Genomic DNA, 13,175 nt, shown 5'->3' on the forward strand with positions numbered 1-13,175 from the left:
GGATAGAGAATGAGCAACACCACAGTAAGGAATGCGCAGATTTCGGACGCTCAAGCCATCCAGGCAATTTACGCACCGATGGTTGAACGCACCGCGATTTCGTTTGAGCTTGAGCCCCCTACCGTCGAAGAGATGGCCAAGCGGATTGGGTCGACTTTGCCGACTTACCCGTATCTGGTAGCGGAGCGAGACGGCCAAATCATCGGCTATGCATATGCCAGTCAGCATCGGGCTCGTGAGGCCTATCGCTGGTCGGTCGACGTCACCGTTTATATATCGCCAGAAGCGCACCGTAGCGGGGTCGGTCGGGCACTGTATGACGTGTTGCTACCGACATTGAAAAGGCAAGGCTTTCACGCAGCCTATGCCGGGATAGCGCTGCCTAACGATGGCAGCGTGGGGTTGCACGAAGCACTTGGCTTCGCTCACATAGGTACGTATCCAGAAGTAGGATTCAAGCAAGGCGCTTGGCATGACGTTGGGTATTGGCGTATTGCGCTTGATGTTTCGAGTCCGCCGAAACCCACTCTGCCGTTTATGGATATCAGTCCGCAGGTTTAGGTTGCGCAGGTCGACTTGATGGGCTGCGAGTGGCAATCAGGGCTAGTTTGACGGTCGAGAAGATATTGGCTTTTTCTCATGTCACTTGGCTCTCGCGAGTTCTGTGAAATCGACCGGCTGCTTATGGCCGAAAGCTGCCCTTCGTATTCGGCCGCTTTGGAACCTCATGCAGCCTTTGGAGGATCAGACGGACTTTGGCACATGGGAGTAGGATGTGCTCCGGATCCTCAGGGCCTCTGAGTTTCGCGAGACAATCGACCCGGCTTGCAGGACCAACAGCCGTGGTAGCCAATCACGAACTCATGAGATAATTACTAAACATCGCAGCGTTAAGCCTGGCTATGCGTTGCGGTTTTCAGAGCGTGGAATCGAAAGTTTTCCGCAGAAACAATTGCCCTGATTCAGGAAGGTAGGCTGCCCTGGGCGCTAGGCTCAGTTTCACTACACGTCGTGGGCTCGCTGGTAATGACGGCTGCCGGGCTTCTGTCCTATCAAATAATCAACACGCGCTGAGGAGAGGAACATGAAAGCTTTTCTGGTGACCTTCTTTACTCAACAGAATCGTCGCTATCAGGGAAAGATGCTCGGCGACTGGGTCGTTGATTTGGCGAAAGAAATGGGACTGCGGGGTGCGACTCTGTCCACAGGTATCGAAGGCTTTGGGCATACCGGCCGGCTGCATTCCTCGCATTTTTTTGAACTAGCGGATCAGCCTACCGAAATTCGTATGGCCATTACCGAGGACGAATCTGAACAGTTATTCAAGCGATTGGAGCTTGAAGATATCTCGTTGTTTTACATAAAAACCCCAGTTGAGCTGGGCTTCGTCGGAACAGAGGTCACCTAGTTTGGCCCTCTTTCGTAAGCGGTGACTCGAAGACGCCTTCGCTTGCCTCGTACTCCGAAACACGATTTTACATTTTGGACAGACCTAGCTAAGATCGGCGCATTGGAGATGGCATTCCTCCATTAACAAACCGCTGCGCCCGTAGCAGCTGATGATGCCTACAGAAACCTGATCAATCAGGTCTGTAGGCGTTCGCGCTCAGATTCCCTTTTTGGTCAGGCCCACCTACTTTTTTGTGGCTGGCCAAATGTCTAAATTTCGACGACCTGAACAACTCGACTTACTGCCCTATATAGCGAAATGGCTTGCGCTTGCAGGTCTTGTAGCTCTTTTGGCAGGCTCTGCTTCTGCGTTATTCCTCCTTTCCTTGGATCATGCCACCCAGTGGCGAGAAACCCATCCTTTGGTGATCTGGCTCCTGCCAGTGGCTGGCTTTGCTGTGGGACTTGCATATCACTTGATAGGCAAACCCGTTGATGCCGGAAACAACCTGATCATCGATGAGATCCATGATCCTAAGAAGATCGTGCCTTTGCGCATGGTGCCGATGGTGCTGGTTGGAACCGTGGTTTCCCACCTTTTTGGTGCATCTGTGGGACGTGAGGGGACGGCGGTGCAAATGGGCGGTGCCCTTGCCGATCAACTGACGCATGTCTTCCGTCTGCGCCGCGAAGACCGTCGGGTGATTCTCATGGCCGGTATCAGTGCTGGCTTTGCGTCCGTCTTCGGCACCCCTCTTGCCGGGGCTTTATTCGGACTTGAAGTATTGGCCATTGGACGTATGCGTTACGACGCGCTTTTCCCTTGCGTGGTTGCGGCAATCGTTGCTGACCAGGTGGGGCAAGCCTGGGGCGTGGTTCACACGCATTACGTCATTGGCGAAGTGGTTCCGGTGCAGCTGTGGAGCGTCATGGCTGTGGTGGCAGCTGGGATTGTCTTTGGCCTTACCGGCCTGCTATTCGCGACTGCGACCCACAAGCTCGGAGCCTTCGTTAAGCGGCTTATCACCTATTCACCATTAAGACCCTTCGCCGGCGGCCTGCTGATCGCAGTCGCAGTGTGGGCGCTCGGTAGTAACCATTACATTGACGTTGATAAGTACATCGGGCTAGGCATTCCGAGCATCGTCCAATCCTTTCAAATACCAATGGCCCCTTGGGATTGGCTTGGAAAGATGGTGTTCACCGTTGTCTCCTTGGGCACTGGATTCAAAGGCGGTGAAGTGACACCGCTGTTTTACATCGGTGCCACCTTGGGGAATGCGCTGGCTCCCCTCTTGCACCTTCCCTTCGGCATGCTGGCTGGTATCGGCTTTGTCGCCGTCTTTGCCGGTGCAGCTAATACGCCACTGGCAACCATCGTTATGGCCATGGAGCTCTTCGGGCCCGAAATTGCTCCGCTTGCAGCCATTGCCTGTATCGCAAGTTACCTCGTATCCGGACACACCGGGATCTATCACGCCCAGCGCGTCGGCCACAGCAAGCATCACCGTCCTCTTCCGGAGGAAATCCGGCTCTCTGATATCAAGCAATTTCATGCTCAAAGTGAATCCGCCAGCGAGCGGAAAGTGACTCTTGCGGGGGAAGAGAAATGATTGAACATCACCAAGATCGCCTGACAGCTTTGCAACTCTATTTTCCTGGCGCTAGCCGGGCTCGCGTGACCAGCTTCTGGCACCACCTAAGCGCACCTGCACTAGCCCAGCACCTCCTTAAAGTTGCTCAAAAAGCAAAAATTGAGCAGGTCATGCTCAAGACGATTTCTGCAGGTTATTTGCCAAGCTATCGCATCTCCCATCATCACCCGGAGCTTGGCGATATGCGTCATCCCCAGTGTCTGGAATTGCTAGATACAGAGGACAAGCTGCGCGCATTCCTGCGCGACCACGCTGACGAGTTACGCAAAGTGCGAGCAGTTCTTCTCTTATGTGAGTTACCGCTCACTGACGCGTCGTAATTCAGTTTGAAAACAGCTCGGAAATGAAGAGGTACGGCCGACCGAAGCGTCGGTCACTCGCGACATTAGAGGATGTAGCTATGAACGGCTTTCAACTGACGTTTTTCACCGAACAGAGTACCAACTACCAGCACCTTCCACTGGGAGAGTGGTTGGTCGAGTTCGCCAAGCGAGAGGGCGCGTTGGGTGCGACGTTGGTGAGCGGTACAGAGGGGCTAGATCATTTGGGGCATTTGCATACGGCGCATTTCCTCGGCGGTGCCGACCATCCCGTCACGGTGACTATATCCACTGATGAAATTGGGTGCGACAGGTTGCTGGAGGCATTGGCCAAGGAGTCGTTTTCACTGAGCTATATCAAATTGCCCATCGAATACGGTCGAGTGGGCCAGGCGAAAAACTAAAAAACGCACCTTGTTGGACAACCAATAAAAAGGATAAGCGCCATGTACCGAGTTTATAACCTACGTCCACAGCCAGCCCCTGCTAACTGGGCTCGTGACAACAAGCCGCTTCTCGTAGGACTGGTTTTCTGGTCACTTTTTCTGGCCGGCATCGCAGGCAGTCAAAAGGTCTCGAGCGAGGGGTGGTACATCGTCACCTCGCTCGAAGGCGCATTGGTTACGCTGCGTATGCCCAGTGAGAAGTCCTGCAAGGCCGACGTAGCCCAGACCTGCGTACCGGGCTACGAGCTGAGAGCACAGCAACATTGAGCGCGATGGCGGTTGGCAATCCAAAGATGAGATCGCGAAATGGAGCTCACCGACGTCGGCTCATCAAAATCATTTTAGAGAATTGGGAGACCACATGAGCGCAGTGACGCTGAGCATCGTATTCGGGCTTGTGATGGGCAGGTTTTTCACAGGATCCGTCTATGAGTTCGCCGCGCTTTTCATCGTAAGCGTTGGAGTGTCCTTGCTGACCTTTCATCTGCTAAATCAAAGGCGCGTCAGGCTACAAGCCCAGACGGCGTATTGCTGCTCTGTAATGGTTGCTTCAAACCAAATGATGGAGCTTTTCCAGATGGCAAAAAGAGGGCAGTTCATGCCCTTGGTGGGAGAGATTCCTGAACTAATTATTGGAGGCTTCTTGGTTCCCGCAATCGCGGTGTCGGCAGTGCAGCTGTTCAGGATACTCATGGAGAGCTGACGTCCGACATAGAGGCCTCTCAACGGTTTCACATCGTTAATGACGTTCCCGAATCGTTACTTGGAGAAAATCTATGAAAACGCAAATCCAGGCCATTCATGCACGTGAAATTCTCGATTCACGCGGCAACCCTACCGTTGAAGTCGACGTCACCTTGGAGTGCGGCGCCATGGGCCGGGCTTCAGTACCGTCCGGTGCCTCTACAGGCGCTCACGAAGCAGTTGAGTTGCGTGACCAAGATATACAGCGGTATTCCGGCAAAGGAGTTTTGAAGGCCGTTAGCAATGTAAATACCGAAATATTTGAGTCTTTGAGAGGCCTGGATGCGGCTGACCAGGAACAGATTGATCATCTGATGATTAAGCTGGATGGAACCTCTGATAAATCCAGGCTTGGAGGAAACGCGATCTTAGGCGTGAGCCTCGCCGTTGCCAGAGCGGCGGCTTCTGCGCTGAACTTGCCCTTGTTCCAATATCTGGGCGGCGAGCAAGCAGCAAGAATGCCCGTCCCAATGTTCAATATTCTCAATGGCGGTGTTCACGCCAACTGGCAAGGCCCTGACTTTCAGGAATTCATGATTGCACCTACAGGGGCTGGCAGTTTCAAGGAAGCCTTTCGTTGGGGCGCTGAGGTGTACCACGAGCTGAAAGTAGTGCTTAAGGACGCCGGCTACTCAACTGCGGTCGGAGACGAAGGCGGCTTTGCTCCGACGCTCAAGAAAAACTCAGATGCCATTGAGCTGATCATCAAGGCAATTGAAAGGGCCGGTTACGCCCCTGGATCTCAGATCGAGATCGCTATCGATCCAGCATCCAGCGGTTTCTATGAAAACGGTCTTTACCATCTGCGTTCGGAAGGTCGGAAGGTAGATGCCCAAGAGCTGATTAGCCTCTATTCCTCCTGGGTCGACAAGTACCCGATTGCGGTACTGGAAGATGGCCTCGCGGAAGACGATTGGTCGGGCTGGAAGCTATTGAATACTGCGCTGGGTGACCGGATCGAGTTGGTTGGAGATGACCTATTTGTCACCAATGTCGAACGGATTCAGCGAGGCATCACAGAAAACGTCGCCAATGCCGTATTGATCAAACCTAATCAAATCGGAACGCTGACTGAGACCAAAGCCGCCATCGAAATGGCCTATGGGGCAAATTGGGGGGCGATGGTTTCTCATCGTAGCGGGGAGACGGTGGACAGCTCCATCGCTGATCTGACTGTCGCGATGGGGACTGGCCATCTCAAGACAGGAGCTCCATGCCGGGGGGAGCGGGTCGAGAAATACAATCAGTTTCTGCGAATAGAAGAGCATCTTGGCAGCCGTGCGTTTTATGCAGGACATGATGCATTCGTGCGCTGACGGCCTATCGCCGCTAAACCTGTTGGACTGGTTACCGTAAAAAATGAACCACGTATAGCTGTTGGCAAAAACGTCAGTGGCATTGGCCTTTCCTAGACGCTTGGAGATATGAGCATGAGCTACACGGATATTCCAGCTGGTAACGCGATCCCCGATGACTTCTTCACCGTTATCGAGATTCCTGCAAACCACTCGCCGATCAAGTACGAGGTGGACAAGCCAAGTGGACAGATCTTCGTTGATCGCTTCCTCAGCACGCCGATGTTCTACCCGGCTAACTACGGGTTCATTCCAAATACCTTGAGCGATGACGGCGATCCTTTGGACGTCCTCGTGATTTGCCCTTACCCGGTATCACCTGGCGTTGTCATCCGCAGTCGCCCAGTAGGTGTGATGTACATGACGGACGAAGCTGGTGCGGATGCCAAGGTAATCGCAGTGCCTCATGAAAAACTCAGCTCTATGTACAGCAATGTAAAGGAATGCTCTGACCTCCCTGCGTTACTCCTCGCACAGATTCAGCACTTCTTCGAAAACTACAAAGCGTTAGAGCCGGGTAAGTGGGTGAAAATGGGCCGCTGGGGGAGCGCAGACGAAGCGCGGGAAGATATTCGTAAATCGGTAGCGGCCTATAACCTGAAGAAGGAGGCTTCCAAGTAGTGTTACTCAATCAGAAGAGCGCAGAGCAGGAAATTTCTCTGAAGGTAAGAGAAGACTTTCTGCTGCTGCCGAAAACTGCTGAATTGACGCGCTGGGTAATGGCCCAGTCCACGGGCGAAAGAACATTACCGTATTTCGATCCACTGGATGGCGGCGTCTTCGCAAGGGTATTGATCTTGTTGGAATCGCCCGCTCGAACGGTCAGTCTTCCACGGTATGTCTCAAGAGACAATCCGGGGCCTGCACAACGCAACCTGAAAGGTTTCATTGAGCAGGTTGGACTGGCACGTCACAAAACCGTCCTTTGGAATTTGTACCCTTGGTTACCAGATCTCGATAAGCCCAAGGGTCCGCTCCGCAGAGCGCAAATTGAGGAAGGTATCGAGATGCTGATCACGCTACTGACGCTTTTCCCTGATCTCGTCACTATCGTGTTTGCTGGACGTGTTGCCCAGAAAGCCATACCGCGTGTTCGGCTCGCCTTCCCTAATTTTTCATTGCTGGAAATGCCACACCCAAGTCCCCTTTCTGTTTGCACTCACCCGAATGTTAGGCAGCGCATTTTGTCCACACTGCGTCACGCCAAACAGTCGATCAAGTAGCCAAAGGCTCAGGTTTTGCTCGCCTTGCTCAGCGAGCGGATACACGGCGAGACGAACAAGTTGCCGCGATAGGCACCAGCCAGGGTTTTAGCCGCGACGATCATCCACATGACAGTCAGCATCAACACCAGCACCACGCCAAAGAAGCTAAAGAACGTGAGGTGCAGCATAGAGCCCAATTTGAGGGTTGTTACGGCGTACACTCCCAGCGGAAAGGTGAAGCCCCACCAGCCGAGGTTGAACGGAATGCCCTCCCTGAAGTAGCGCCCGGTAATTAGCAGCGCCAATACCATCCACCACAATCCCAGCCCCCAGAACAGCACACCACCGATCAAGCCAATGCCCTCGGCTACGCCGCCGATGCTTGCCATTCCATGAGCAGCAAAGATTGCTGGAGCATCGTTGCCCAGCAGCAACATCCCCAAAGCCCCGGTACCGATCGGCCCTAAAGACAGCCAGCTCGATGCTGCCATGCTTTCATGAGGTAGTTTGTGCAGCGCCATGCGCAGTAACAGGATCACCAGTATGCTCAAGGCGACGGGCACCGAGTAGGCCCACAGCACGTAGCTGGTGATGAGCATGGTGAACTGTGCGCTCGCATCAGCGAGGTGCGGAGCCAATAGACCGCCACTGGCGGCAGCCACCTCAGCCGCAACTACTGGCAGCAGCCATACCGCTGTCATCTGATCAATGCTGTGCTGCTGGCGAGTAAACATCATATACGGGATCAGCACCCCGCAGGCCAATGCCATGGTGACATCGATCCACCACAACACTTCGGCTAAAGCGACTACCCCACCCCCCCAGCGTGGCAAACCATAAAGGAGAAAACCGTTGATGATGGTCGCCAATCCCATGGGGATAGTTCCAAAAAACATCGATACAGTGGAGTGGCCGAAGATCTGTTTGGCCTCATCGAAGAACAATACCCAACGGCTCGCGTACATCAGCGTAAACAGGCAAAACAGCACGATATTAAAAAACCACAAGGCTTCCCCTAACGCTTTGGGCCACTGCGCAACAAAGGGCAGTTGGCCCAGAGCCAGCGCCAGAATCCCGGTGCCCATCGTGGCGGCGAACCAGTTGGGTGTGAACTGGCGGATCGCTTCTCGTGGATTGGACAAAGCCGCCAGTGGGTGGCTGCCGCCCATTATAGCTGCGAGTCGTGTCTCACTCATTTTCGCGCTCCCGCTTCAGTGTGCCTTCAATATGACATGGTTGAAGTATAGCTTGATGGGCATAGCGGTAAAAACGGATAGTATAGGTTTACATTACCTATTAAGAAGGTAGATTACTTGAAGCTAAGCCTACGCCAGCTACAAATTTTCTGCGCCGTCGCGCAGCACGGTAGCACCACCAGCGCCGCCATTTCGGTGTCACTGTCCCAATCTGCAACCAGCGCCGCACTGAACGAGTTGGAAAGCGCCTTGGATACCAGGCTGTTCGACCGAGTAGGCAAGCGTTTAGTGCTGAACGATAACGGCCATGCCTTACTGCCTCAAGCCAGAAGGATGCTTGAGAATGCACAACAGATAGAGGCCAGTTTCTTACCCGGCCATGCCGGGCTGAAGACACGCTTGCGGGTAGGATGCAGTACCACGATAGGCAATTATGTTCTGCCATTGATTCTCGGTGAGCTACGTCAATCAGCACCACATTTGAGGGTCGATGTCGACATGGCCAACAGCATGGCTATCGCAAGAAGAGTCGCTGATTTCGAGATTGATATGGGCCTGATCGAGGGGCCTTGCCACCTGCCCGAACTCAGTGCCGAGCCTTGGCTAATTGATGAATTGCTTATTGTCGCAGGCCAACGGCACCCCTTGGCACTAAAGCAGCAGGTCACACTTGATGATCTTCGTACGGCTGAATGGCTACTGCGCGAGCCAGGTTCTGGTACCCGTGAAGAAGTCGAACGATTGCTGCTGCTTCATCTGCACGATCTCGCCGAAACGCGCCAGATCGGCAGTTCAGAGGCCATCAAGCATACCCTCGCACAAGGCATCGGCATCAGTTGCCTGTCCCGCTGGGTCGTTCGGGATCTACTGGCCTCTGAAGTTCTGGTTGGACTGCCGCACGCGTTGCCTGCACTGACCCGACGTTTTTTTCTGATCCGCCACCGGGACAAATACATCTCGCCTGGACTTGAGCGATTCTGGGAAAACTGCAGTCAATTCGTGAGCCAGGAATAGCTAGACCTATTTATAAAACAGGTAAGAGCTACCAAAACAATTTGTTTCCGGAATTTATCAACGACGCATAAAGTCAACTCATTGCCCTGCAGCGATGAACGAGTTGTATATGCCAAGGCGCGACTGGATGCCTTGCTTACCCTATGAGGAAACTCTGATGAATGTGATAAAGAAAACCGTCACAGCCCTGACGTTGGGTGTTGCGTTGGCCGCATCAATGAGCGCGTGGGCCGCGCAAGATCGCTGGACGTTTGACGGCGATATTCACAACAACTCGCTGGCCGTCAGCCCTGATGAAACGACGGCGGTGGTCTCTTACAGTCAGCGTCCAGATGTAGTGGTTTATGATTTGAAAACCGGTAAGGTTCGCCAGGTTCTCACCGGCTACGTCACGCCGCGAAATATTGTGTTTTCGCCAACTGGCGATGTGTTCTACCTCTCCGACAGCAGTTTGGGGGTCGTGCGCAAGATTGACACCAAGACTTTAAAAGTGATTGCAGATATTCCGTTGGGCGCAGGTGCTTTTGGTACCACACTCAGCAAGGACGGAAGCCTGCTCTACGTCAACAATGAAGCGGCCAGCACGCTGTCGGTCATTGACCTTGATCACCAGCGGCCAGTAGCTGTGGTACCTGGCTTCTCCCAACCGCGCCAGGGCATCCGAGTAAGCCCTGACGGCAAAACCGTCTATGTCACCAACTTTCTTGGGGACAAAATTACCTTGGTCGACAGCAAAACCAATACGATTGAAGGTGAGATCACTGGCTTCAACAAGTTGCGCGCCATCTCCATATCGGCGGACGGCAATACGCTGTACGCGGCTAACAGCGGCAGTAACAGCATCGCAGTTGTCGACACTCAAAAACGCGCCATCACAACCACCGTCATGGTTGGCAAAGACCCCTACGGCGCAGCCCTCACTCCAGACGGGCTGCACGTCTACTCGGGTAACCTCGGTGACAACAGCCTTTCAGTGATCGACACCAAAACGCTGAAAGTGACCACCACTGTGACCGGTTTGAAGGCACCCCGCCAGGCCATTGTCTTCACCAAAGACAAATCGAAGGCGTATGTCCTTAATGAGGACTTGAGTATCTCCACAGTCGATCTCGCCAGCAACAAGGTGGTGTCGACGCTCAAGGCCGACTGATTGAACAGCGCAGGCCTTCATGGGGGCCTGCTGATACTCCACGACCAAGTGAATAATAATGAGTGAAAATGATGAGTCCTGGATGATGGATCGCCGTCGCTCATTGAGATGAGCCAGTGATGCTTGACCGTGAGCGTCGCTTTGCTCAATTGAGGAAGGCACAGGGTCCGGGGGGGGGGGAGCCCAGCATTCCAGCAAAAAATGATATCGGGACGTTTTTTCTACGGAATCGAATTAACCTGTTTGTGGCTCGTCTACTGTCTGATCGCTTGCCGTTTCAAAAGCAGGTGGGTCTTCTAAAAATTAAAAATGACCAAAGGAAATACAGATGTTCAAAAAGATGATTCTCACCGTCGCTATTGCCGCCAGCTGCATGTCGGGTTTGGCGCTCGCCGATGCGCCAGTCAAGCTTGCTGAAACGGACAAGGGAAAAGTACTCGTAGACGCGAAAGGAATGACTCTTTATACCTTCGGGAAGGACACCTCGGGCAAGTCGGTCTGCAATGGGCCATGCGCTTCAAACTGGCCACCTTTACCGGTATCCGCAGACGCGAAAGCGGGTCATGATTACTCTGTCGTCACTCGAGACGATGGCACAAAACAATGGGCATACAAAGGCATGCCACTTTACAGCTGGGTCAAAGATACCAAGCCAGGGGATACAACCGGTGACGGCGTCAACCAAGTCTGGCACGTTGCCAAGCCGTAACGTCAAATAATTAATAGGCTGGCTTACCCCACTGGCTTTGTCAGTGGCGTAAGCCAGAAGAATACACACCTGATAATTTCGCCAACATACAGCCGCCGCGCCTCATAAATCTTTGATGGATCATTTCAACGAAAAATGGGGCCGAGGTACGGTACACCTTGGACGTATTCCCGTAACGCCAGCCTGGGGTATGAAGCCTCCAGAAACTAAGCCGCATCTACACAACCCACCTGGATCACCTCTGGACTGTTGAACTCCAATAGGGGCTAGCAGCGGGACTGGGATTTATTACGGTTTCAACCCACAGATCTGATTAGGTAGGATGATCCAAGGAGCATAGCAAAAAACTTAATTCCGTTAAGGAAAAATTACTTAAAAAATCTGATTTAGTTGTATTTGACCACCTGCTTGCATTCAACTTGACCAATTGCATTCGTATTCCCCACCTGGATAAGCGTCAGATGCTCTTACGACCGTTTGCGAATTTTGATTCTTCGCATTGATTCGCCTTTCAGTTCGATGATGTGGGACTTGTGAACGATACGGTGTATGCGTCCGGCCAAGTCATCTACCCAGCTCCGAAAAGCCAAGACATGGTGTTCACTTAAATTAAGTGGACACCAGTTATAGCCTTTTAAGCGGGTATTTCGTGCAACCAACACGCCGTTCCTACTCCAATTCCTTCAGAGCCCAAGTCATTCAAGAGTGTGCCCAGCCTGGTGCTTCGATTGCCAGCATCGCACTCAGCCATAACCTCGTCCACAAATGGATTCGGCTGCAATCGCAGAAAAGCACAGCGCTGCGACCTGCATTTATTCCATTACCCGTGTGGCTGGCTGGGGCAAAATCTCACCCGTCCTCATCGAACAGTTGCGTTGAAATACAGCACCCGCGAGGCACCGTCAAAGTGAACTGGCCCGCTGAAAATGCTGCTGCCTGCGCGACCTTTCTTCGAGACCTTTTGCGATGATTCGCATCGACGCCATCTGGCTTGCCATCGAGCCGATGGACATGCGCGCCGGCACCTAGACGGCATTGGTCAGCGTGATAGCGGTGTTCGGTGCGGCGCAGCCGCACTGTGCTTATCTGTTCGCCAATTGCCGCGCCAATCGCATGAAAGTGCTGGTGCATGACGGCTTTAGAATATGGCTGGCGGCGCGCCGGTTGAACCAAGGCAAGTTCCATCGGCCTGGCATTCGCCATGGTTCTGAGATGGAACTGGATACCGAGCAACTTCAGGCATTGGTGCCGGGTCTGCCATGGCTACGCGCGGGTTCTGGAGGCTCGATCACACTGCTTTAACGGCTGCCATTAGTCTATCGGTCTATCGCCGCGAAGCGCCTGCTCTGGCAAAATCCGGCGCATGACTTCTTCTCCCAATCTCGACCAAATTTCCCCCGAGCAACTGCGTGCTTTGGCAGCGCAGTTGCTGTCGCGGGTCGACACGATGGGCAGCGCCTTGAAGACCGCAACATCGACGTCGCGTTGTTGGAGTCGCGGCGAGTGCAATCGAGTTGGGACTCAGTAGTACTGGGAACAGACGAGATGGTGCTATGCATGAACGAACACAACCCGTTAGCCCAGAAACCCTTTCTGGAAGCCCGGCACTTGCAGGATGAGCCCATGGTGGTGTTTGACCAAACATTCCTGCAACGCCATTACTCGACGCTTTCTGCGATGCGGGGAGCGCAAATTACCGGATTGCACTGCAAAGCAACTTCGTGTCACTCGTCATTAAGGCCGCTGCCGATGGTATGGGGATTTCCACCTTATTGCGCTCTGCTCAGAAGCGCGAGCCGGGCATTCTGGGCGTGCCTTTCACCCCCCCACAAACCATGAGTTTCAGTTTGCGCTGGCGCGCGGGCGAATACCTTTCCTTCGCTAACAAGCGTTTCGTCGATTTTGTCCAGACGACGGACATTTTTAAGAAGGAGTCGGCCAGGGGCCAGCGGGCGGAGTGACCGCTTCGGGTCGAAAGCCATCAGCCACGAC

16 protein-coding genes, 1 pseudogene and 1 riboswitch are annotated in these 13,175 nt (G+C 53.4%); of the genes and pseudogenes, 15 read left to right on the forward strand and 2 right to left on the reverse strand.

Annotated features, from left to right (window positions below; genetic code table 11):
- Nucleotides 1-9 precede the first annotated feature (9 nt).
- The 9 genes from ABQX22_RS03070 (at nucleotide 10) to ABQX22_RS03110 (ending at nucleotide 7,132) form a co-directional block, all read left to right on the forward strand.
- The gene (locus ABQX22_RS03070; protein ID WP_057409481.1) at nucleotides 10-561 is read left to right on the forward strand and encodes an arsinothricin resistance N-acetyltransferase ArsN1 family B; all 552 of its coding nucleotides are present in this window, start codon (nucleotides 10-12) and stop codon (nucleotides 559-561) included.
- A gap of 523 nt (nucleotides 562-1,084) precedes the next feature.
- A complete protein-coding gene (locus ABQX22_RS03075; protein WP_003425054.1) occupies nucleotides 1,085-1,408 on the forward strand; it encodes a DUF190 domain-containing protein in 324 nt (107 codons plus the stop codon).
- Between the two features lie 95 nt (nucleotides 1,409-1,503).
- Nucleotides 1,504-1,576: riboswitch (Fluoride riboswitch) on the forward strand.
- A gap of 79 nt (nucleotides 1,577-1,655) precedes the next feature.
- A complete protein-coding gene (locus tag ABQX22_RS03080) occupies nucleotides 1,656-3,002 on the forward strand; it encodes a voltage-gated chloride channel family protein (RefSeq protein ID WP_057409508.1) in 1,347 nt (448 codons plus the stop codon).
- A complete protein-coding gene (locus ABQX22_RS03085) occupies nucleotides 2,999-3,364 on the forward strand; it encodes a hypothetical protein (protein ID WP_057409480.1) in 366 nt (121 codons plus the stop codon). The genes ABQX22_RS03080 and ABQX22_RS03085 overlap by 4 nt, the downstream gene beginning before the upstream one ends.
- Before the next feature lie 80 nt (nucleotides 3,365-3,444).
- A complete protein-coding gene (locus ABQX22_RS03090) occupies nucleotides 3,445-3,768 on the forward strand; it encodes a DUF190 domain-containing protein (protein ID WP_003425060.1) in 324 nt (107 codons plus the stop codon).
- A 403-nt stretch (nucleotides 3,769-4,171) separates the two neighbouring features.
- Nucleotides 4,172-4,513: a hypothetical protein gene (locus ABQX22_RS03095; RefSeq protein ID WP_003317535.1), complete on the forward strand. Its 342-nt coding sequence runs from the start codon at nucleotides 4,172-4,174 to the stop codon at nucleotides 4,511-4,513.
- 73 nt (nucleotides 4,514-4,586) lie between these two features.
- Nucleotides 4,587-5,870: a phosphopyruvate hydratase gene (gene eno / locus ABQX22_RS03100; RefSeq protein WP_057409478.1), complete on the forward strand. Its 1,284-nt coding sequence runs from the start codon at nucleotides 4,587-4,589 to the stop codon at nucleotides 5,868-5,870.
- Nucleotides 5,871-5,984: 114 nt separating this feature from the next.
- Nucleotides 5,985-6,530, forward strand: coding sequence for an inorganic diphosphatase (gene ppa, locus ABQX22_RS03105; protein WP_003317533.1), 546 nt, complete (start codon nucleotides 5,985-5,987; stop codon nucleotides 6,528-6,530).
- Entirely contained in the window at nucleotides 6,530-7,132 is a 603-nt protein-coding gene (locus ABQX22_RS03110; protein ID WP_003317532.1) for a uracil-DNA glycosylase, read from the forward strand. The genes ppa and ABQX22_RS03110 overlap by 1 nt, the downstream gene beginning before the upstream one ends.
- 8 nt (nucleotides 7,133-7,140) lie before the next feature.
- Here the strand turns inward: ABQX22_RS03110 and ABQX22_RS03115 are convergent, their stop codons facing one another.
- Nucleotides 7,141-8,310, reverse strand: coding sequence for a TDT family transporter (locus ABQX22_RS03115; protein WP_029571626.1), 1,170 nt, complete (start codon nucleotides 8,308-8,310; stop codon nucleotides 7,141-7,143).
- Nucleotides 8,311-8,427: 117 nt separating this feature from the next.
- On the opposite strand from ABQX22_RS03115, the gene ABQX22_RS03120 reads away from it, so the two are divergent.
- From ABQX22_RS03120 to ABQX22_RS26850, 4 genes are all read left to right on the forward strand, one after another.
- The gene (locus ABQX22_RS03120; RefSeq protein WP_185795481.1) at nucleotides 8,428-9,324 is read left to right on the forward strand and encodes a LysR family transcriptional regulator; all 897 of its coding nucleotides are present in this window, start codon (nucleotides 8,428-8,430) and stop codon (nucleotides 9,322-9,324) included.
- 157 nt (nucleotides 9,325-9,481) lie between these two features.
- The gene (locus tag ABQX22_RS03125; RefSeq protein WP_042928567.1) at nucleotides 9,482-10,474 is read left to right on the forward strand and encodes a beta-propeller fold lactonase family protein; all 993 of its coding nucleotides are present in this window, start codon (nucleotides 9,482-9,484) and stop codon (nucleotides 10,472-10,474) included.
- Nucleotides 10,475-10,802: 328 nt separating this feature from the next.
- Complete coding sequence (locus tag ABQX22_RS03130; protein WP_185795482.1) at nucleotides 10,803-11,183, forward strand: COG4315 family predicted lipoprotein; 381 nt, start codon at nucleotides 10,803-10,805, stop codon at nucleotides 11,181-11,183.
- 115 nt (nucleotides 11,184-11,298) lie between these two features.
- Nucleotides 11,299-11,436 (forward strand): hypothetical protein, encoded by a 138-nt coding sequence (locus ABQX22_RS26850; protein WP_406644087.1) that lies wholly within the window; start codon nucleotides 11,299-11,301, stop codon nucleotides 11,434-11,436.
- Between the two features lie 596 nt (nucleotides 11,437-12,032).
- Here ABQX22_RS26850 and ABQX22_RS03135 read toward each other — a convergent pair.
- A complete protein-coding gene (locus ABQX22_RS03135; protein WP_244647105.1) occupies nucleotides 12,033-12,368 on the reverse strand; it encodes a hypothetical protein in 336 nt (111 codons plus the stop codon).
- On the opposite strand from ABQX22_RS03135, the gene tnpB reads away from it, so the two are divergent.
- Both tnpB and ABQX22_RS03140 read left to right on the forward strand, forming a co-directional pair.
- On the forward strand, nucleotides 12,297-12,485 hold the full coding sequence (tnpB, locus tag ABQX22_RS26855; protein ID WP_416221022.1) for an IS66 family insertion sequence element accessory protein TnpB: 189 nt from the start codon (nucleotides 12,297-12,299) through the stop codon (nucleotides 12,483-12,485). The genes ABQX22_RS03135 and tnpB overlap by 72 nt on opposite strands.
- Nucleotides 12,486-12,686: 201 nt before the next feature.
- Nucleotides 12,687-13,144 (forward strand): annotated as a pseudogene (locus ABQX22_RS03140) (LysR family transcriptional regulator substrate-binding protein).
- The last annotated feature ends 31 nt before the right edge of the window (nucleotides 13,145-13,175 follow it).

Origin of the sequence: Xanthomonas sp. WHRI 1810A (genome assembly GCF_040202885.1) — a bacterium.
Lineage (GTDB): Bacteria > Pseudomonadota > Gammaproteobacteria > Pseudomonadales > Pseudomonadaceae > Aquipseudomonas.